22 protein-coding genes are annotated in these 19,273 nt (G+C 73.7%); 9 read left to right on the forward strand and 13 right to left on the reverse strand.

The window, feature by feature from the left end; all coding sequences use genetic code 11:
- Positions 1 to 135: 135 nt before the first annotated feature.
- Positions 136 to 630 (reverse strand): DUF6328 family protein, encoded by a 495-nt coding sequence (locus ACF061_RS22010; RefSeq protein ID WP_392268620.1) that lies wholly within the window; start codon positions 628 to 630, stop codon positions 136 to 138.
- A 158-nt stretch (positions 631 to 788) separates the two neighbouring features.
- Here ACF061_RS22010 and ACF061_RS22015 point away from each other — a divergent pair, with 158 nt between their 5' ends.
- Positions 789 to 1,175, forward strand: coding sequence for a hypothetical protein (locus tag ACF061_RS22015; protein WP_392268621.1), 387 nt, complete (start codon positions 789 to 791; stop codon positions 1,173 to 1,175).
- A gap of 93 nt (positions 1,176 to 1,268) precedes the next feature.
- Here the strand turns inward: ACF061_RS22015 and ACF061_RS22020 are convergent, their stop codons facing one another.
- The 6 genes from ACF061_RS22020 to ACF061_RS22045 form a co-directional block, all read right to left on the reverse strand.
- The gene (locus ACF061_RS22020) at positions 1,269 to 2,252 is read right to left on the reverse strand and encodes an aldo/keto reductase (RefSeq protein ID WP_392268622.1); all 984 of its coding nucleotides are present in this window, start codon (positions 2,250 to 2,252) and stop codon (positions 1,269 to 1,271) included.
- A gap of 63 nt (positions 2,253 to 2,315) precedes the next feature.
- Entirely contained in the window at positions 2,316 to 2,924 is a 609-nt protein-coding gene (locus ACF061_RS22025; RefSeq protein ID WP_392268805.1) for a TetR family transcriptional regulator, read from the reverse strand.
- Positions 2,925 to 2,968: 44 nt separating this feature from the next.
- The gene (locus ACF061_RS22030) at positions 2,969 to 4,471 is read right to left on the reverse strand and encodes an MFS transporter (RefSeq protein WP_392268806.1); all 1,503 of its coding nucleotides are present in this window, start codon (positions 4,469 to 4,471) and stop codon (positions 2,969 to 2,971) included.
- Positions 4,472 to 4,674: 203 nt separating this feature from the next.
- On the reverse strand, positions 4,675 to 5,388 hold the full coding sequence (locus ACF061_RS22035; RefSeq protein ID WP_392268623.1) for a ribonuclease H: 714 nt from the start codon (positions 5,386 to 5,388) through the stop codon (positions 4,675 to 4,677).
- Positions 5,389 to 5,442: 54 nt separating this feature from the next.
- A complete protein-coding gene (locus tag ACF061_RS22040) occupies positions 5,443 to 6,240 on the reverse strand; it encodes a VOC family protein (protein ID WP_392268624.1) in 798 nt (265 codons plus the stop codon).
- 183 nt (positions 6,241 to 6,423) lie between these two features.
- Entirely contained in the window at positions 6,424 to 6,906 is a 483-nt protein-coding gene (locus ACF061_RS22045; RefSeq protein WP_392268625.1) for a VOC family protein, read from the reverse strand.
- Between the two features lie 313 nt (positions 6,907 to 7,219).
- Here ACF061_RS22045 and ACF061_RS22050 point away from each other — a divergent pair, with 313 nt between their 5' ends.
- Together ACF061_RS22050 and ACF061_RS22055 are read left to right on the forward strand one after the other, a co-directional pair.
- Positions 7,220 to 7,858, forward strand: coding sequence for a ClpP family protease (locus ACF061_RS22050; protein ID WP_392268626.1), 639 nt, complete (start codon positions 7,220 to 7,222; stop codon positions 7,856 to 7,858).
- 1 nt (position 7,859) lies between these two features.
- Entirely contained in the window at positions 7,860 to 8,462 is a 603-nt protein-coding gene (locus ACF061_RS22055) for a ClpP family protease (protein ID WP_392268627.1), read from the forward strand.
- A 21-nt stretch (positions 8,463 to 8,483) separates the two neighbouring features.
- Here the strand turns inward: ACF061_RS22055 and ACF061_RS22060 are convergent, their stop codons facing one another.
- Positions 8,484 to 9,044, reverse strand: a complete 561-nt coding sequence (locus tag ACF061_RS22060) for a helix-turn-helix domain-containing protein (RefSeq protein WP_392268628.1) — start codon at positions 9,042 to 9,044, stop codon at positions 8,484 to 8,486.
- Positions 9,045 to 9,382: 338 nt separating this feature from the next.
- Here ACF061_RS22060 and ACF061_RS22065 point away from each other — a divergent pair, with 338 nt between their 5' ends.
- Positions 9,383 to 10,267, forward strand: coding sequence for an RNA polymerase sigma factor SigF (locus ACF061_RS22065; RefSeq protein WP_392268629.1), 885 nt, complete (start codon positions 9,383 to 9,385; stop codon positions 10,265 to 10,267).
- A 30-nt stretch (positions 10,268 to 10,297) separates the two neighbouring features.
- Here the strand turns inward: ACF061_RS22065 and ACF061_RS22070 are convergent, their stop codons facing one another.
- Complete coding sequence (locus ACF061_RS22070) at positions 10,298 to 10,753, reverse strand: ATP-binding protein (RefSeq protein WP_392268630.1); 456 nt, start codon at positions 10,751 to 10,753, stop codon at positions 10,298 to 10,300.
- Between the two features lie 167 nt (positions 10,754 to 10,920).
- Here ACF061_RS22070 and ACF061_RS22075 point away from each other — a divergent pair, with 167 nt between their 5' ends.
- A complete protein-coding gene (locus ACF061_RS22075; protein ID WP_392268631.1) occupies positions 10,921 to 12,231 on the forward strand; it encodes a streptophobe family protein in 1,311 nt (436 codons plus the stop codon).
- A gap of 112 nt (positions 12,232 to 12,343) precedes the next feature.
- On the opposite strand, the gene ACF061_RS22080 is transcribed toward ACF061_RS22075, so the two are convergent.
- Positions 12,344 to 12,754, reverse strand: coding sequence for a hypothetical protein (locus tag ACF061_RS22080; RefSeq protein WP_392268632.1), 411 nt, complete (start codon positions 12,752 to 12,754; stop codon positions 12,344 to 12,346).
- A gap of 312 nt (positions 12,755 to 13,066) precedes the next feature.
- On the opposite strand from ACF061_RS22080, the gene ACF061_RS22085 reads away from it, so the two are divergent.
- Positions 13,067 to 13,450 carry a nuclear transport factor 2 family protein gene (locus tag ACF061_RS22085; RefSeq protein WP_392268633.1) on the forward strand — a complete coding sequence of 128 codons (384 nt, stop codon included), beginning with the start codon at positions 13,067 to 13,069 and terminating at the stop codon, positions 13,448 to 13,450.
- A gap of 98 nt (positions 13,451 to 13,548) precedes the next feature.
- Here the strand turns inward: ACF061_RS22085 and mgrA are convergent, their stop codons facing one another.
- Positions 13,549 to 14,541, reverse strand: coding sequence for an L-glyceraldehyde 3-phosphate reductase (gene mgrA / locus ACF061_RS22090; protein WP_392268634.1), 993 nt, complete (start codon positions 14,539 to 14,541; stop codon positions 13,549 to 13,551).
- A 136-nt stretch (positions 14,542 to 14,677) separates the two neighbouring features.
- Here mgrA and ACF061_RS22095 point away from each other — a divergent pair, with 136 nt between their 5' ends.
- The 3 genes from ACF061_RS22095 (at position 14,678) to ACF061_RS22105 (ending at position 17,718) form a co-directional block, all read left to right on the forward strand.
- Positions 14,678 to 15,592 (forward strand): LysR family transcriptional regulator, encoded by a 915-nt coding sequence (locus ACF061_RS22095; protein WP_392268635.1) that lies wholly within the window; start codon positions 14,678 to 14,680, stop codon positions 15,590 to 15,592.
- 83 nt (positions 15,593 to 15,675) lie between these two features.
- Positions 15,676 to 17,175, forward strand: a complete 1,500-nt coding sequence (locus ACF061_RS22100) for a carotenoid oxygenase family protein (protein ID WP_392268636.1) — start codon at positions 15,676 to 15,678, stop codon at positions 17,173 to 17,175.
- 27 nt (positions 17,176 to 17,202) lie between these two features.
- A complete protein-coding gene (locus tag ACF061_RS22105) occupies positions 17,203 to 17,718 on the forward strand; it encodes a DUF664 domain-containing protein (RefSeq protein WP_392268637.1) in 516 nt (171 codons plus the stop codon).
- Here the strand turns inward: ACF061_RS22105 and ACF061_RS22110 are convergent.
- Both ACF061_RS22110 and ACF061_RS22115 read right to left on the reverse strand, forming a co-directional pair.
- Positions 17,700 to 18,770 carry an adenosine deaminase gene (locus ACF061_RS22110; RefSeq protein WP_392268638.1) on the reverse strand — a complete coding sequence of 357 codons (1,071 nt, stop codon included), beginning with the start codon at positions 18,768 to 18,770 and terminating at the stop codon, positions 17,700 to 17,702. The two genes, ACF061_RS22105 and ACF061_RS22110, sit on opposite strands and share 19 nt — an antisense overlap.
- Before the next feature lie 26 nt (positions 18,771 to 18,796).
- Positions 18,797 to 19,192, reverse strand: coding sequence for a VOC family protein (locus ACF061_RS22115; RefSeq protein WP_392268639.1), 396 nt, complete (start codon positions 19,190 to 19,192; stop codon positions 18,797 to 18,799).
- Positions 19,193 to 19,273 lie beyond the last annotated feature (81 nt).

Raw genomic sequence — 19,273 nt, forward strand, 5'->3', positions numbered from 1 at the left:
CCGGGCGGCCGGGTGGGGGGGGCCGCCTAGTTGACGGTGGGCTGGACCCCGGGGGCGCCCAAACCCCCCACGGGGCGCGGCCCCGGGGGGGGGGCCGGCGCGCGGGCCCCTCGGTTTCCGTGCCCGTCCGCCGCCTCACGAGGTGTAGCGGCGCCTGGTCCACAGAGGCAGCACGAACCAGCACAGCAGGTACCAGGCCACCACGAGGGCGACCAGCCAGGGCACGAACCCGCCGTGCGTGGCCACCCTGAGTATCAGCACGAGCGAGGCGGTCATGGTGGCCAGCAGCAGGACGAGGCCGACGAAGGTCAGCCGGGAGGCCCAGCGCACCGCCTGCGGCTTCACCCGGCGCCCGGAGACGAGCCGGTGCAGGGAGACGGGCCCGATCAGGGCGCCGGTCGCGGCTGCGCCGAGGACGACCGTGACGATGTAGATGACCTGGTCGGTGTCGCTCAGGCTCTGGTACTTGGGCTGGAAGACCACGGTGAGCAGGAAGCCGAAGAGGATCTGCACCCCCGTCTGGGCCACCCGCACCTCCTGGATCAACTCCCCCCACATGCGGTCGGCTCTCTCCTCCTCGGTCTCGTCGCGCCCCCGGCGCCTTGCCGTGTCTTCTCCGGTCTGCGTCACCGTCACACCGTCTCCCCGCTCCCGCGAACTCGGTCCGTCGTCGTCGCGGGTTCCCCGAGGAGAGCGAATCCTGCCTGGTCGGTCGCCTGTTTGAGGGATCGGGCGCCGGTTACACGGAGCAGTGACGCAAGGCAGCCCAGTCGAGGAGGTCCTGGCCGATGCCCGGCACACAGCTCACGGTGACGCTCAGCGGTGGCGAGGTCGCCGACGCCCAAGCGGTCGTGAGGACTCTGGAGGGGGTCTTCGGGGCCCCGGACGAGTTCCCCTCCGACGAGAGGGCGACCGTCCGCACGGCCACCTTCTCCGGCGCGGCCGGCGAGGCCCGGCGGACCGGCGCACCCGGCGCGCCGGGTGCGACCGCCGGAGCCGAGCCCGGCGGCACGCGCGGCGGCGGACTCTCCGCGCCCGTGACCGTGACGGTCCAGGGCACCCCGGAGGCCGTGCGGCGGGCGAGCGACACGCTCGCCCACGCCTTCACCGCGCACGACGAGGGCGCGGCGGCCGGCGACCAGGAGCAGGAGCGGCAGTTGCGGCTGGACCCGTAGGCGCGGGCTCCGGCCGCCCCGCCGCGGGCGCCCGCCGGCCGGCCCCCGCGCCCACCGGCCGCCCGGGTCCCGGGCCTGGCGTCCCCGGCCCGTCTACCAGCGGGTCTCCACCTGGTCCTTGATCCGGCGCTCGTACAGCTCGGCGATCGCCGACTTCGTGTCGTCGGTGAGCGGCGGCATCTTCCCGGCGGCGGCGTTGGCGCGGGCCTGTTCCGGCGAGCGGGCGCCCGGGATCACGGTGGTCACGCCGGGCTGCTGGATGATCCAGCGCAGCGCCAGCTGGGCCGGGGTGCACCCCTCGGGAGCGAGCGCGGCGAACTCGGCCGCGGCCTCCACCCCGGTCGCGTAGTCGACGCCGGAGAAGGTCTCGCCCTGGTCGAAGGACTCGCCGTGCCGGTTGAAGGTGCGGTGGTCGTTGGCGGGGAAGACGGTGTCCCTGGTGTACTTGCCGGACAGCAGTCCGGAGGCCAGCGGGACCCGGGCGATGATGCCGACGCCCGCCTCCCGCGCCGCGGGCAGCACCTCGCGCAGCGGCTTCATCCGGAACGGGTTGAGGATGATCTGCACGCTCGCCACGTTCGGCCGGGCGATCGCGGTCAGCGCCTCGGCGCAGGTCTCCACGCTGACGCCGTAGGCGGCGATACGCTCCTCCTCGACCAGGGTGTCCAGTGCGTCGAACACCTCGTCGGTGGAGTACACGGGGGTCGGCGGGCAGTGCAGCTGCACCAGGTCGACGCGGTCGACGCCGAGGTTGCGGCGGGAGCGGTCGTTCCAGGCGCGGAAGTTGTCCAGGACGTAGTTCTCCGGGACCTGCTCCACGCGCCGGCCCATCTTGGTGGCGACCAGCACATGCAGGTCCGGACGGGTCCTGAGGAAGGTGGCGATGGTCTCCTCGCTGCGCCCGTCGCCGTAGACGTCGGCGGTGTCGAAGAAGGTCACCCCCGACTCGGCGGCCGCCTCCAGCACGGCGAGGGCTTCCTTGTCGTCCACGTCGCCCCAGTCGGCGCCCAGTTGCCAGGTGCCGAGCCCCACGACCGACGCGTGCTGGTGCGACCTGCCGAATTCACGTTCGTCCATGGCGCCAGTCTCGCACCCGACGGCCGCGGGCCCGCGGGCGGCGGTCCGGGCCGGCTGGGACGCTCACCCGGGCAGGGGCGTCAACTGGGACTGCACCGCCGGCGCGTACCGCTCCACGAGGTCGTCGACCGGGCGGGCGCGCACCCGTGGCCCGCGCGCGATGCCGTACATCGCGCTCAGGCCGAGCAGGACGCCGACGGCGAGCTCGGCGCGCAGACCGGCGTCGGGGCCGGTGAGGCGTTCGGCGAGGCGCTCGACGATCTGGGCGCGGAAGTTGGCGCGCAGGACGTCGCCGCGCTCGCCGTGCAGAGGGGCGAAGACGATCCGCAGGACGGGGTCCGCGCCCCGGTCGCGCTGGCTGAGCAGTACATGGCGGACCATGTGGCGGCCGAGGTCCTCCAGCGGCGCGTCGAGCAGGGCGGCTGCGTCTTCGTCGAAGGACATGACCCGGGCGAAGAGGGCGTCCTTGGAACCGAAGTACTTGAGGATCAACGGCGGGCTCACCCCGGCGCGTCCGGCGACCGCCTTGAGCGTGACGCCGGTGTGCTCCTGCCGCGCCAGGAAGTACCGGGCGGCCTTGAGGATGGCCGTCCTGGTGGCCTCGGCGTCCCTCCGGGCGGGCGCGGGCACGCTCCCGCGTCCGGCCCGGCCAGCGGAGGGGGCCGGCGGCACGGCGGCGGCGACGCGGGCGGGCGGGGAGGCGCCCGGCGGGGTGCTCACGCCTCCTCCAGTTCCTGGTCGCGGGGTTCCGGGGCGTGTGCGCGGGTGCGGCGCGGCCCGGCGCGGTCGGCGTCTTGCGGGATGGTCAGCGCCGCGGCGCAGGCGGCGAGGGCGACGGCCCCGGCCATGGCGAAGGCCAGCAGATAGCCGTGCAGGGTGGGCACGGGCAGGCCGCCGACCGGGCTGGTGTGGTGCACGAGCACGGCGGCGACGGCGGCGCTGGAGACCGCCTGGCCGATGGTGCGCATCAGCACGTTGACGCCGTTGGCGGAAGCGGTCTGCGTGGCCGGGACGGCGCGCAGGATCAGGGTGGGCAGCGCGGAGTAGGCGAGGGTGGTGCCGGTCGCCACGACCGTGGCGCCCAGGACGATCATCCACAGGTCGCGGCTGTCGGCGATGCGCACCGCGTAGCCGACGGCGATGACCGCGGCCCCGAGGGCCAGCGTGACACGGGGGCCGCGGGTCGCCGAGATGCGGGCCGACAGCGGCGAGAACAGCAGCATGGTGACACCGCCGGGCAGCAGGCACAGGCCGGTGGCGACGATCGACAGTCCGAGGCCGTATCCGGAGGCCTTCGGGGCCTGCACCAGCTGGGCCGTGACGAGGGAGTTGGCGTAGAAGGCGAAGCCGGTCAGCAGGGCGGCCACATGGGACAGGCCGACCCGGGGCCGGGAGACGAGCCGGAGGTCGACCAGCGGCCGCTCGGCGCGCAACTGCTGCCACCACCACAGGGCCAGGACCACCGCTGCGCCCAGGAACAGGCCCAGCACCCGGGGGCCGGCCCAGCCCCACTGGCTGCCCTGGGACACGCCCAGCAGCAGACAGACCAGGCCGGCGGCCAGGCCGAGCGCGCCCGGCACGTCGAACCGGCCGGGTTCGCGCACCGGTGACTCCCGCACCGCCCACCACACCGCCGTCACGCCGAGCGCGCCGAGGACGCTGGTCAGCCAGAACATGGTGTGCCAGTCGGCGTACTGCACGACGAGCGCGGCCAGCGGCAGCCCGAGCGCGGCGCCGATGCCGACGGTGGAGCTCATCAGCGCGACCGCCGAACCCCGGCGCTCCGGCGGCAGTTCGTCCCGCAGGATGCTGATCGACAGCGGCACGACGGAGGCGGCCGCCCCCTGCAGCGCGCGGGCCGTGATGAGCACGCCGATGTCGGACGACAGCGCGCACATCACCGAGCCGACCGTCATCAGGGCGAGGGCGGCCGTCAGCACCCGCCGCTTGCCGTACATGTCGCCGGCCCGGCCGAGCACGGGGGTGAGGACGGCGCCGGACAGCAGCGTCGCGGTGACCGTCCAGGAGACCGCGCCCGGCGAGGCGCCGGTCAGCCGGGGCAGGTCCGGCAGGAGCGGGACGACCACCGTCTGCATGACGGCCATGAGGATGCCGCCGAACGCCAGCACCGGGATGGTGAGCCGGTCCCGCAGGCGCCCGGCGCCGGCGGACGCGCCGGTCGGATCGGATATCGGTGAGGGCTGGGCGGGCTGGTCCATCGGCACTCCGGCGGGCGGCACGGTCCTCAACGAGGCGAGGTGAACAGCCATTCACCTTATCGGGTGAACGGCTCTTCACCAACGCTCGTCGGCCCCTCTCCCCGCGGTCCGTCGGCCGCCGGCGCGTCACCGGCGGGCCGGCGGAGCACGCCGGGTCCGTCGCCGCGACGCGGGGCCTGACCCGGGCGGGCCGGGCCGCCCGGTCAGCCGGCGGCGGCCGTACGGCACTCCGGGTGGCCCCAGCCCTGGTCGTTCTTGGCGATGGGCTCGCCGGCCGCGTAGGAGCGGCCGCACGCGCAGCGGCCGGGGAACTTGGCCTTGATGGTGCGGGCCGAGGAGCCGGCCCCTCCGGCACGCGCCCGCGCTCCCTTGGCCCGGTCGCTGCCGTTGGCGCGGCGGCGCGGCGCGGCGGACGCCGGGGCGGCGGCCGAGGGCGGCGGCTCGGGCGAGCCGAGGGCGCTGCCGGCGGGCCGCTGGGCGGTCGCCGCCTGGCTGGCCGCGCGGTCGGCGAAGTCGTTCAGCGGATCGCCGTCGACCTGGTGGGCGGGCACGTAGCGGAAGTCGACGGAGCGGCCGTCGAGCAGTTCGTCGATCCGCACGACCAGTTCCTGGTTGGCCACCGGCTTGCCGGCCGCCGTCTTCCAGCCGTTGCGCTTCCAGCCCGGCAGCCAGGTGGTGACCGCCTTCATCGCGTACTGCGAGTCCATCCGCACCTCGAGCGGCACGTTGGGGTCGGTGGCCGTCAACAGCTTTTCCAGTGCGGTGAGTTCGGCGACGTTGTTGGTGGCCGTTCCGAGCGCGCCGGCCTCCCAGCGGGCCGGGGTCCCGGCATCCTCGGAAACCACCCATGCCCAGCCTGCCGGACCCGGATTCCCCTTCGACGCCCCGTCGCACGCGGCCACCACTCGTTCACGCATGGGCTCGATGATGCCACGCCCGGACGGAGCCCCCGGCCGCGGTGGGCACGCGGTCTAGAAAACCTCCCCGACCTGCGGCGTTCCGCCTCGCTTCGTCGTGATGTCGATCACGGAGAAGTTCGCGCCCTGCGGATCGCCGAGCGCCGCGACCCGGCCGAAGGGGCTGTCCGCCGGACCGAACCGCAGCACCGCGCCCCGGTCCCTGGCGGCGGCCACCGCCGCGTCGCAGTCGGCGACGGTGAAGTAGACGTCGACGTACGACGGCACCTCGGGCGGGACGTCGTCCGTCATCCCCATCAGGCCGAGGACCGTGTCACCGCCGAGGTCGAACACCCGGAAGTCGACCGCCTCGTCCCCGATCCGCTTCGTGGTGTAGCCGAAGACGGCGGTGAAGAAGGCGTCCGCCCGCTCGGGCGCGCGGGTGATGACCTCCGCCCAGCAGTACGCGCCGGGCACCGCGGTCGCCCCGAAGCCCTCGTGGGTGCCGCCCTGCCAGACGCCGAAGACGGCGCCGCCCGGCTCGCGGGCCAGGCACATGGTGCCGAGGTCACCGACGCGCAGGGGCTCCAGCAGCACCTCCCCGCCGTGGTCACGGATCCGGCCGGCGGTGGCCGCCGCGTCCGGCGAGGCGAGGTACAGGCACCACTGCGACTGTCCCTCCTGCCCGGGCATGGGCGGTACGACGGCCGCCACCGCCCCGCCGTCCACGCGGGCCTGGAGGTAGTCGCCGTACTCCGCCGACGACTCGCCGAAGGTCCAGCCGAGGACGCCGCCGTAGAAGCTCTCGGCCTGCTCGACGTCGGTGAACATCGCGTCGGCCCAGCAGGGCGTTCCCTCGGGTCGTACCGCCATGGCCGCGCGCCTCTCCCGTCCGGCGACATGTCCGAGAGGCCACGCTAGTCACACCTCGTACGGGTTCGCACGGCGGCCGTACGCACAGGTGGACGGCGGGCGGACGCCCCGGGCCGCGGCGTCTGCCCCGCCGGTCGGCCGGCCCACTCCCCCGGTCGGGTGGGCCGGCCGCGCGGCCGCCCGCTACTCGCCCGCGTGGGCCCTTCGCAGGGCGGCGATGTCCAGCTTGCTCATGCCGAACATCGCCCGGGTGGTGCGGGCCGCTTTCTCGGGGTCGGCGTCGCCGACCATGTCGGCCAGCGCGTCCGGGACGACCTGCCAGGACACGCCGTACCGGTCCTTGAGCCAGCCGCAGGGGCCGGGCGCGCCGCCGTTCTCGGTGAGCGCGGTCCAGTAGTGGTCGATCTCCTTCTGGCTCCCGCAGTGGATCTGGAAGGAGACCGACTCGTTGAACCTGAACTGCGGGCCGCCGTTCAGCGCGACGAACCGGTGGCCGTTGGCCGTGAAGTCCACGGCGATCACGGAACCGGCGGGGCCGGGACCGGCCTCGGTGCAGCGGTTGATCCGGCCGATGCGGGAGTCCTCGAAGACCGAGACGTAGTAGTGGGCGGCCTCCTCGGCCTGGCCGTCGAACCAGAGGCAGGTGGTGAATCCTTCGCTGGCCACGAGTTCCTCCTGAGGGTGCGGGACGCGGTCATCGGTACTGACCCCGCCGCGCCGCGAAACTCATCGGCCGGCCCGCAAGACGTCCCGGAGGGCGGCCCGGGAGACCTCCCGGAGGGCGGCCGCCCGGCCCGGGGCGTCGCGCCCGGACCGGGCCGGGGTCGGTGCCGACGCGCCCGGCGTGGTCCGGACGCCGAGCCCTGGCATCGGCGCTCTGCCGGTGGCGAATCTGCCACCGGCAGAGGAACCGCTCCGGCGCACCGCCTCCGGCCGACAGTGGAGTCGACGGCATCCGACGCCACGACGAGGAGACCCGATGATGCCACTCACCGCACTGTCACCGCGCGCCCAGGAGGGCGACACCCCGCCCAGCCGCTTCGACGACCACCTCGCGGCCCGGCTGCTCGCCCAGCGGATCGTGTTCCTGGGCACGCAGGTCGACGAGGTGTCGGCCAACCGGGTGTGCGCCCAGCTCCTGCTGCTGTCGGCCGAGGACCCGCGCGCGGACATCGGTCTGTACATCAACAGCCCCGGCGGCTCCGTCACGGCGGGGCTCGCCGTCTACGACACGATGCGGCTGATCCCGAACGACGTGTCGACGCTGGCGATGGGGTTCGCGGCGAGCATGGGCCAGTTCCTGCTCACGGTGGGGACGCACGGCAAGCGGTTCGCGCTGCCGCACGCGCGGATCATGATGCACCAGCCGTCGGCCGGGATCGGCGGCACCACGGCGGACATCGAGATCCAGGCGGAGAACCTGGAGCACACCAAGCGGACCGTCGAGCGCCTCACCGCCGAGCACACCGGGCAGAGCGAGGAGACCATCTCGCGGGACGGCGACCGGGACCGCTGGTTCACCGCCGAACAGGCCAGGGAGTACGGGATGGTGGACCGGGTGGCGCAGTCGCTGGCCGACGTCCGCCCGGCCTCCCCGCACCGCCGGATCGGGTTGTGACATGGGCTCGTACACGGTTCCGTACGTGATCGAGCGGACCGCGCGGGGCGAGCGGTCCTCCGACGTGTTCAGCCGACTGCTGAACGAGCGGATCGTCTTCCTCGGCACCGAGATCGACGACGGGGTCGCCAACGTCGTCATCGCGCAACTCCTCCACCTGGAGTCGGCGAACCCGGAGCACGAGATCGCGATCTACCTCAATTCGCCCGGCGGCTCGTTCACCTCGCTCATGGCGATCTACGACACCATGACGTTCGTGCAGTCGCCGATCTCCACGTTCTGCGTGGGGCAGGCGGCCTCCACGGCGGCGGTGCTGCTGGCGGGCGGCGACCCGGGGCGGCGGTTCGTGCTGGAGCACGCGCGTGTGCTGCTCGGGCAGCCGGCCAGCGGCGGCCGGCAGGGGACGGTCTCCGACCTCGCGCTCCAGGCCAGGGAGATGGTCCGGGTCCGCTCACAGGTCGAGGAGGTGCTGTCCCGGCACACCGGACACGACGTGGCGGCCCTGCGCGCCGACATGGACCGCGACAAGGTGTTCACCGCGCGGGAGGCGGTGGCCTACGGGCTGGCCGACGAGGTGCTGAGCCGGCGCCTCGCACTGCTCTGAGGCGCCGGTCCGGGCTTGCCGTCAGGCCGCCAGGCACAGACCGCCGTAGCGGGAGCCGGACATGCCCCGGGCGCGGTCCGAGGCCGGGCCGGCGAGCCGCACCAGCTCGCCCTGCGCCAGTGTGAGCAGGTCGCCGAGGCCCAGCCCGAGCGCCTGAGCCGCGGCCGCGAGGACCTCCGAGGAGGCCTCCTTGCGGCCGCGTTCGACCTCCGACAGGTACGGCATCGAGATCCGAGCCGCGTCGGCGACGTCCTTGAGGGTGCGCTCCTGGGCGAGCCGCTCACGGCGCAGGACGTCGCCGACGAGGTCCCGCCAGAGTGGTTCGCGGGCGGCGGGCCGCGTCTCCCGGCCCGCGGGGCGCCCGGACACCGGAAGCCCTGGAGTCGGGGGTTCGGGGACCGGACGGCCGGCGGCGGGGCGCTCGGAGGCCGGACGGCCGTGGGCCGGGGGTTCGGAGACCGGCCGAGCGGGAGCGGGGCGCTCGGGGACCGGACGTTCGGAAGCGGGGCGGGCGCCGCCCGGGCGCGTGGCCGGCGGGCGCAGGACGACGAAGCGGGCTTGGTTCGGCGCTTGGTTGGTCACCTCCCCAGCCTAGGAGACCCGGGCGCCGGCGGAAGGGGGGCGGCATTGCGCCCTGGGTGAATCACCCTCTGCGCCAGCCCGGCACCGTCGGTTTCGCGCCGCCCGGCCGCACGGTGGGAGTACGCCGGGTCACTCCGGGTACCCGACGGGCACGCCCCGCACGGCACCGGGGCGCGGCGCGACGACCCGCCGGTCGGCGGCCGGGGCGCGGCATACCTTCCCCGCAAGGGGGTACCGGGGGTCCCGGAGCCGTGGGCGCCGACGCCGGGCAGCTACGCAGACATCCACATGAAAGCCGAAGAGGCAGAGGTCGAACCGTGACTTTCCTGGGAGAGGCAATGGACACCGCCGTGACCCGGTCCGACGCGAAGGTCGAGGAGACCCGAGGGCTCCGGACGGACGGTGTGCCTCTGCCGGCGGTCGCGGATCCCCGCTCGGTCGCCCCGCGGGACGCCCGTGAGCTGTCCCGGCACTTCTTCCGGCGCCTGACGGAGCTTCAGGAGGGCACGCACGAGTACCAGTACGCGCGCAACACGCTCATCGAGATGAACATGTCGCTGGTGCGGTTCGCGGCCGGCCGGTTCCGCAACCGCGGCGACGACATGGAGGACATCGTCCAGACCGGCATGATCGGCCTGATCAAGGCCATCGACCGGTTCGAGCTGTCGCGCGAGGTCGAGTTCACCTCCTTCGCGCTGCCGTACATCGTCGGCGAGATCAAGCGGTTCTTCCGGGACACCACCTGGGCGGTGCACGTGCCGCGCCGGCTCCAGGAACTGCGCGTGGAACTGGCCAGGGCCCGCGAGGAGCTCTCCAGCCGACTGGACCGCGACCCGACGGTCGCCGAACTCGCCACTCTCATGAACCTCTCCGAGAACCAGGTGGTCGAGGCCCAGATCGCCTCCAACGGGTACAACTCCTCGTCGCTGGACGCCGCACTCACCGGGGACGGCCCCGAGGGCGGCGAGGCGGTGCTCGCCGACTTCATCGGTGTGGAGGAGGACGGGATCCGGCTCGTGGAGGACTTCCACTCGCTGGCGCCGCTGGTGGCCGGGCTCAGCGACCGGGACCGGCAGATCATCCACCTGCGGTTCGTGGAGGAGGCCACCCAGGCGGAGATAGGCGAGCGGCTGGGCTGCTCGCAGATGCACGTCTCCCGTCTGATCAAGCGGATCATCACGCAACTGCGCCAGGGCATGCTGGGCGAGCTGGGCCTCGTCTGACCCGCGCGGGGAGGGAGGCGGTCCGCGGTCTCAGTCGCGTTCGAGGTGCACGAGGGCGCGCACCCGCTTGCCCACCGGGACCCGGTCCGCGGTGACCTCGGCCGCCAGGGCGTGCACGATCTCCAGGCCGTGCCGGCCGATCCGCCGGGGGTCGCGGGGGTAGCGCCTGGGCAGCGTGGCGCTGCTGTCGTACACGCACACGCTCACCAGCGCGTCCGTACCCTCCAGCTCCAGGACGTACGGCCCGCCGCTGTGCCGGTCCGCGTTGGTGACCAGCTCGCTCACCACCAGCAGCAGTGCCTCGCCGGACCGGCTGCCGATCGCGGCGCACCACTCGTTCCTGAGCTCGTCGAGGAAGTGCGCGGCGAAGGAGCGCGCCTCGGCGATGCAGCCGGGTTCGCCGGTGTAGTGCGTCGTCCGCCGAAGCGGTTCCACGGGAACGTCGAAGTCAGTGCGTATCACTGCCCCGTCCGGGTACTCGATCATGTGTTTCTCTTCCGGGAGCCGGTCCGACCGGACGCTACTGCACCTGTCTGTTACCCACAGCCGGGCCCGGCAGTCCCCTGCGGTCCCCGGCACGTCGCCCGGTGGTCCGCCGGCGCGGACGGACCTCCCGGCGGGCGGGGCGCCGGAGCGCTGCATAGCGTGACAGCGTGAGCCCCCCACCCAGCCGTTCTCCCGTACCACCGGGCCCGTCCGTCCGGCCGGCCGCCTCATGTCACGGCTGGCTGTGGGCGCTCGCCACCGTGCTGGGCGGACTGATCGGCATGGGCGTGACCGCCGCGCTGGGCCTGTGGGCGGCCGGTGCCGCCGACCTGCCCGGCGGCGCCTTCCCGCGGGTCGTCGCGGCGACCGTGGCGACCGCGGTCGGCGGGAGCCTGGAGCTGTCCGGCGACGCGGGCGTGCTGGCCGAGACGCACGCCGGTGTGACGGTGATGCCGCTGTCGGTCACGCTCGTCGGGGCGCTCGTGCTCGGCGCGGGCTTCGTGCGGCCGGTCCGGCGCCGGGCGGTGGCGGGGGCACGGGAGCTCGTCCGGTGGACCGCGCGGATCGCCGTGCTGTGGGTGGCGGGGCTGATCGGCCTGGCGTTCGCCGCCCGTCAGACCTTCACGGTCGATTTGGGCGACGGAGTGCTGGGCGCGATCGGCGGTCTGTTCGGCGCCGAGCCGAAGGTCGGCTTCACGACCCGGGTGCCGCTGACCGTCGCCTTCGGGCTGCTGTGGCTGGCGGGCGTGCTGGTGCTCGCCCTGCTGGTGGCACGCGGTGCGCCGCTGCCGGCGCGACTGCGGCGGTCGCAGGCGTCGGTCCGCCCGGTGGCGCACGCCATGGTCGTCCTGCTGCTCGCCCTCGTCGTCGTGGGGCTGGTCGTCGCCCTGGTCACGGCGGGCACGCGAGGACACCCCGCGCGGACCTTCGCCCTGATCCTGCTCGGGCTGCCGAACCTGACCTGGCTCGCTCTGACCATCGGGCTGGGGGCCACCTGGAACGGCAGGGTGGACGGTCCCTTCGGGCTGCCGGTGCCGCACCTGCTCGACGAGGTGCTGCGCACCCCGGACGTGTCCACGCTCAATCTGGGCACGCTCGCCGAGCACGACGGGCGGGTGTGGTGGCTGGTGACCGTCGACGCGGTTCTGCTGCTCGCCGCCGCGTTCCTGGCGGCGGCGCGCTCCCCGGCCCGGCTGCGCCTGTGGCAGCACGCCCTGCGCATGGCGGTCGCGCTGGTGCTGACGGTGCTGCTGGCCTGCCTGGCGGGCCGGATCTCGGCCCACTACGGGCTGTCCCTGCTGGGCATCGGCGACGTGGGCGGCGGCCTGTCCGGGGAACTGCTGCTGCGGCCGCGTCTGTGGAGCGCGCTCGGCCTCGCCGCGCTGTGGGGCCTGGTCACCGGCTTTCTGGGCGCGCTCCCGGCCCGCGTCGTGCGGCGGCGGCACCTCGGCGGGGCCCGGCCCGTCCCGCCGGGCTAGGAGTTCCGGCCCGCCTCCGGCCGGGCGGCGCGGGGCCGTGCCCCGCCGTGCCGGGCGGCGCGGGGCCGGGCCGGTCCGGACGGCTCCCGGCCCCGTCACGGCGGCCGGACCGTCAGCCCATCGGGAGCAGGAGCGCCGGGATGGTCCGCTGCATGCGCAGGGCGTCCACCGACTCGGCGAGCAGCTCGTACTCGGTGGTCTCGTCGCCGGCGGCGAGCCGCACCAGCCGGCCGCCGGCCAGCTCCTCGGCGACGACTTCCTGCCGGACCGGGTCGGCGCACCAGGCGCGCAGGATGCCGGGCACGTCGGGCACGGTCTCCGCCACCGGGACGAGCGCGCCCACCGGGACATAGGGGGTCGCGGGCCCGGGGTCGAGCCGTTCGGCGATCCAGGAGGCCCGGTCGCGCAGCCACCACAGGGCCAGGGCCAGGGTCGGCGCCCGGTAGGTGCCGAGCGGTACGCCGATGCGACGGCCGTCGCACACCCCGTACCCGGTGACGTGGCACAGGAATTCGTCGTGCACTGCTCCTCCCCCGTGGCGTGGTTCGCCTGCTGGTCGTGCCTCGCTCTCCGTGCGGCTCCTGTGCGGTGAAGCGTCCCTGACGTTCGAGTATGTTGACTCCTGAAACAGTGTCACCACGACTTTCCGGCCAGTCTCCTGGCATATTCCGTGGGCCCGTTGGCCGAAAGCGCGCGGGCCCGCCGCCGACCGGGCATTACCCCGGCGGTAATCGACCCCTCCCCGGCCGCCCGGGCATGGTTGAGCCATCGGATCGCCGGTCACGGGGATCCGGGCTCCGACAGAACCGACGCCCTCGATGGAGGCTGATTCCCCATGTCCGCACAGACCGACCGTTACGAGAGCGCCGTCGCCCGTTACCTCGAGGCCTGGAACGCCGACGGGCCCGAGGCGCTGGAGAAGGCGGTGGCCGCCGCCTGGACGCCGGACGGCAGCTACACCGACCCCCTCGCCGAGGTCAGCGGCCACGAGGGGATCGTGGCCCTGATCACCGCCGCGCAGGGGCAGTTCCCCGGGTTCGCCTTCCGGCTCAGCGGGGCCGTCGACGGCCACCACGACACCGCTCGCTTCTCCTGGGAGCTGGTGAGCACCGCGGACGGTTCCGCGCCGGTCGCCGGGTTCGACGTGATCACCCTGGACGGCGAGGGCCGCATCCGGACCGTGCTGGGCTTCCTCGACCGGGTGCCGGCCGGGGCGTGAGACGAGCCCGCTCGGGCGGCGGCCGGTGAGAGGACGGGCGGCCGCCCACCTCCCGTGAGGTGGACGGCCGCCCGGCGTGTGGCGTTCTCAGTGCCGCACTAGGACCGCACGACGGCGTCGATCCGGGCCAGTTCCGCGTCGTCGAAGTGCAGGTTGCGGATGGCCGCGACGCTGTCCTCCAGTTGTCCCGGGCTGCTCGCGCCGACCAGGGCCGAGGTCACCCGGCCGCCGCGCAGCACCCAGGCCAGCGCCATCTGGGCCAGCGACTGGCCGCGGGACTTGGCGATCTCGTCCAGGGCGCGCAGCCTGCCCACCAGCTCCCCGGTCACCGCGTCGGAGTTCAGGAAGGGGCTGTCGCTCGCCGCGCGGGAGTCCTCGGGGATGCCGTCGAGGTAGCGGGCGGTGAGGAGACCCTGCTCCAGCGGGGAGTAGGCGATGGAGCCGACCTGGAGCTCGTCGAGCGCGTCGAGGAGACCCTGCTCCTCGGGGCGCCGGTCGAGCATGGAGTAGCGCGGCTGGTGGATCAGCAGCGGAGTGCCCAGTTCGCCGAGGATCCGGGCGGCCTCGCGGGTCTGCTCGGCGGAGTAGTTGGAGACGCCGACGTAGAGCGCCTTGCCCTGCTGGACCGCCGAGTGCAGGGCGCCCATCGTCTCCTCCAGCGGAGTCTCCGGGTCGGGGCGGTGCGAGTAGAAGACGTCGACGTACTCCAGACCCATGCGCTTCAGGCTCTGGTCGAGCGAGGAGAGCAGGTACTTGCGGGAGCCCCACTCGCCGTACGGGCCGGGCCACATCAGGTATCCGGCCTTGGTGGAGATGACGAGCTCGTCGCGGTACGGCGCGAAGTCGGCCCGCAGCGCCTCGCCGAGGGCGCTTTCCGCGGCGCCGGGCGGCGGGCCGTAGTTGTTGGCCAGGTCGAAGTGGGTGACGCCGAGGTCGAAGGCGCGGCGCAGGATGGCGCGCTGGGTCGCGGCCGGGCGGTCCGGCCCGAAGTTGTGCCACAGGCCGAGCGACAGCGCGGGGAGCTTCAGGCCGCTGCGGCCGGTGCGCCGGTAGGGCATGTCGGCGTAACGGTCGGGATGGGCGGTGTACAACGCGACTCCATGAGGGGTTGGGCACTCGGACGACCGGCTCCGTCGGTACGGGAACCGGGGTCCCACTCTCGCGCGACCTGCGGACAGTGGTCCAACAGAAGAATCCGATGGGATTCAGCGGTTAGGCTTCTCAATCATGGAACTGCGCCACCTCCACCACTTCGTCGCGGTCGCCGAGGACCAGCATTTCACCCGGGCGGCGGAGCGCCTGATGGTGTCGCAGTCAGGTCTGTCGGCGTCGATCCGGGCGCTGGAGCGGGAGCTTCAGACCGCGTTGTTCGTGCGCACCACGCGCCGGGTGACCCTCACGGAGGCCGGGCGCGCGCTGCTCGGTGAGGCGGAGCGGATCCTGGCACAGGTGCGGTCGGCGCACGAGGCGGTGGCCGCGGTGCAGGGCGTGCTGCGCGGCACGCTGTCGCTGGGCACCGAGCAGTGCATCGCCGGGGTGCACGTGGCGGGGCTGCTCGCCGCGTTCCGGCGGCGGCACCCGGACGTGGAGGTCCGGCTGCGGCAGGCCGGCTCCGGTGCGCTGGCGGAGGGGGTCGCGGCCGGGCGGCTCGACCTGGCGTTCGCCTACCGGACCCAGCCGGACACCGACCAGCTGCGTTCGGTGGCGCTGGCCGGCGAGCCGCCGACCGTGCTGTGCCATCCCGGGCACCGGTTCGCGACGGCGGGCGCGGCGCTCGGCCCCGAGGACGTGAGCGGCGAGGTCTTCGTCGACTTCCACCCGGACTGGGGCCCGCGCCGCACCACGGACGCGGTGTTCTCCGCCGCCGGTGTCCGGCGCACCGTGGCCCTGGAGGTCAACGACGTGCACAGCCTGCTCGACCTGGTCGACGAGAACCTGGGCATCGCGGTGGTGCCTGGGCACTTCCGGCACAAGCGGCCCTCGCTCACCGCGCTGCCGTTCAAGGGCGTCGGCGGGACCGAGTACGAGACCGTGGCGCTGCTGCCGCCGGAGCAGGCCACCAGCCCGGCGGCCCGGGCGCTGGTCACGCTGCTCGAAACAGGGGGCCTGGCACCACCCCCGCAGGGGGCCCAGCACTCCTGACCTCGCCGTCGCGCGAGCGCAGACTCGTGACCGTCCCCCAGTGCCGCGACAGGCACTGGCAACCGCGGTCAGGAGGACGGACGATGGAACACACTCGACGCAGGGTACTGCTCGGCGGCGCGGCCGCCGCGGCGGCGGCCGGGATCCTCGGCGGGCCCGGCGGCTCCCGGGCGACGGCCGCCCCCTCGGAAGTGAAAAGGGGGCACCATCCCTTCCTGGAGGGTTCCTTCGAGCCGGTCGCCGAGGAGCTGACGGCCTTCGACCTGCCGGTCACCGGTCGCCTCCCGCGCGAGCTGAACGGGCGCCTGCTGCGCAACGGCCCGAACGTCCTGGGTCTGGAGGACCCGCGGGCGCACCACTGGATGCTCGGCGAGGGCATGGTGCACGGTGTGCGGCTGCGCGACGGCCGCGCCGAGTGGTACCGCAACCGGTGGGTGCGCTCGGCGGCGGTGGCGCACAAGCTCGGCGAGCCGGGCCCGGATCCGGTGCCGCCGGACGACTTCGCCTGCAACACCCACGTCATCGCCCACCGGGGCCGGATCCTCGCCCTCCAGGAGAGCGGGCCGCTGCCGTACGAGCTGGACGGCGACCTGGACACGGTGGGCCCGTACGACTTCCGGGGCACGCTGGAGGGGGCCTTCGCCGCCCACACCAAGTTCGACGAGCGCTCCGGCGAACTGCACGCCATCGCCTACTACCCCGCCTGGGACCACGTCCGGCACCTCGTCGTGGACCGCACCGGCCGGCTCGCCCGCACCCGGCGGATTCCGCTGGCGGGCTCGCCGATGATGCACGACTTCGCGCTCACCGAGCGGTACGTCGTCCTGTTCGACATGCCGGTCACCTTCGATCCGACCGCCGCCGGACGCGGCGCTTCGGTGCCGTACGTGTGGAACCCGGACCGTCCGGCGCGCGTCGGCCTGGTGCCGCGGGCCGGCGGCGCGGTGCGGTGGTTCGAGGTGGCGCCGGTGTTCTACTCGCACACGCTCAACGCCTACGACGAGGGCGCGGGCGTGGTGATCGACCTGACGGCGTACCCGGCCCCCTTCCTGGTCGCCGGCCGGGGCAGTGACGGCCCCTACTGCGCGGGCACCGCCAGGCTGGAGCGGTGGACCGTCGATCCGCGGCACGGCCGGGTGCGGACGAGGACGCTGGACGACCTGCCGCAGGAGTTCCCGCGGGTGAACGAGGCGCTGGTGTCCCGCCGCCACCGGTACGGCTACTCGGCGGCCGCGGCCGACATGACCCTGGCGTACCTCACCGCGGAGGACGGGAACCCGCCCGACCGGGCCTTCACCAACGCGCTCATCAAGCACGACCTGCTGCGCGGCACGGCCCAGGTGCACCGGCTGCCGCGGCACGCGGCGGCCAGCGAGGCCGTGTTCGTGCCGGCGGACCCGTCGGCGACGGGGGCGGCCGAGGACGACGGGTACGCGCTGGCCTACGTCCACAATCCCGACCGGGGGGCGTCCGACCTGGTCGTCCTGGCCGCGCAGGACTTCACGGGCGAGCCGGTCGCCCGGGTCCACCTGCCCGGGCGGGTACCTCTGGGATTCCACGGAAGCTGGGTTCCGGACGCGTGACGGGCCGTGATGCGCGATGGTGGACCCATGCATGTGAAGGACATCCTCATCGACGGCTACGGCCGCATCCGGGAAGAGGTCCACGCCGTCGTCGACGGCCTGTCACCGGAGCAGCTCAACGCCCGTCCGGCCGACGACGCCAACTCCATCGCCTGGCTGCTCTGGCACCTCACCCGGGTGCAGGACGACCACCTCGCGGACGCGTTCGACCTCGACCAGGTGTGGCTCTCGCAGGGCTGGGAGAAGCGCTTCGGGCTCGACCTGCACCGCCGCGAGACCGGTTACGGGCACACCCCGGCCAAGGTCGCCAAGGTGCGGGTCGACTCCGGTGACCTGCTGACCGGGTACTACGACGCGGTGCACGAGCAGAGCGTGCGCGCGCTCAGGGGCCTGGCCGCCAAGGATCTCGAACGCGTCGTCGACGAACGCTGGGACCCGCCGGTCACCCTGGGCGTGCGCCTGGTCAGCGTCCTGTCCGACGATCTGCAGCACGTCGGACAGGCCGCCTACGTCAGGGGGCTGCTTCAGAGCGCGGACGCGTAACCGGGCAGGACCACGTCCTCGATGAGGGCCTTGCGCTCGTCGAACGGGATGAACGCGCTCTTGACGGCGTTCACCGTGACGGTGCGCAGGTCCTCGGCCGTCCAGCCGGCCTGCTCGACCAGCAAGGACATCTCCCGGGTCATCGTCGTGCCGGACACCAGACGGTTGTCGGTGTTGACGGTGACCCGGAAACCGAGGTCCTTCAGCGCGGTGATGGGGTGGCCGGCGATCGATTCGGCGGCGCCGGTCTGGAGGTTGGAGGTCGGGCACATCTCCAGGGCGATCCGGCGGTCGCGCACCCAGCCGGCCAGGCGGCCGAGCTTGCCGTCGACGATGTCGTCGGCGATGCGCACGCCGTGCCCGATGCGCTGGGCGCCGCACACCTGCAACGCCTGGTGGATGCTGGGCAGGCCGTGCGCCTCGCCGGCGTGGATGGTGAACGGCACGCTCTCGCGACGCAGGTGCTCGAAGGCGGCCAGGTGGTCGGCGGGCGGGAAGCCGTCCTCGGCTCCGGCGATGTCGAAGCCGACGACGCCGGCGTCGCGGTGGGCGACGGCGAGGTCGGCGATCTCGCGGGTGCGGTCGAACATCCGCATGCCGCACAGCAGGGTGCCGACCCGGACGGGAGTGCCGTTCGCCGCGGCCTTGGCCATGCCCGCCGCGAGGCCCTCCTGCACGGTCTCGACGACCTCGGTCAGGGTGAGCCCGCCGTTCACCATCAGCTCGGGGGCGTAGCGGACCTCTCCGTAGACGACGCCGTCACCGGCCAGGTCGAGGACGTACTCCTCGGCGGTGCGCAGCAGGCCCTCGCGGTTCTGCATCACCGCCAGGGTGTGCTCGAAGGTGGCTATGTAGCGGACCAGGTCGCCGGAGTTGGCCGCCTCGTAGTACCAGGCGGCGAGCTCGTCGGGGTCGGTGGTGGGCAGGGTGTGGCCGACCGTTTCCGCGAGTTCCACCACGGTGGCGGGGCGCAGACCGCCGTCGAGGTGGTCGTGCAGCACGGCCTTGGGGAGCCGGCGGATGGTGTCGGTGTCGATGCGGGACGCGGTCATGGGTGTTTCCTCGGGCAGGTGGTGTGTCAGGTGGTGGCCGGCTGGAGCAGGTCCCAGCGGTTGCCGTACAGGTCCTGGAAGACGACGACGGCGCCGTAGGGCTCGTGGCGCGGTTCCTCCAGGAAGGTCACGCCCGCCGCCCGCATCCGGGCGTGGTCGCGGGCGAAGTCGTCGGTGTGCAGGAAGAACCCGACCCGTCCGCCGGTCTGGTCGCCGACCCGGGCCCGCTGGGCCTCCCCCCTGGCACGGGCGAGCAGCAGGGCGGTGCCGTCCTGCCCCGGTCCCGGGGCGACGACGACCCAGCGGGAGCCGTCCGGGCGCGGGGCGTCCTCGGCGAGGTGGAATCCGAGGGCCTCGGTGTAGAAGCGGATCGCCTCGTCGTAGTCGTCGACGACGAGGGCGACCAGGGCGATGTGTCTCATCGGGGCCTTTCGGGACGGGCGATTGACGGGTGACGTTATACGTAAAACTTGCGCCGCGCCAGTCAGCCCCGAAGAGGGAGC

The sequence above is a fragment of the Streptomyces sp. NPDC015220 genome (genome assembly GCF_043079345.1).
Lineage (GTDB): Bacteria > Actinomycetota > Actinomycetes > Streptomycetales > Streptomycetaceae > Streptomyces.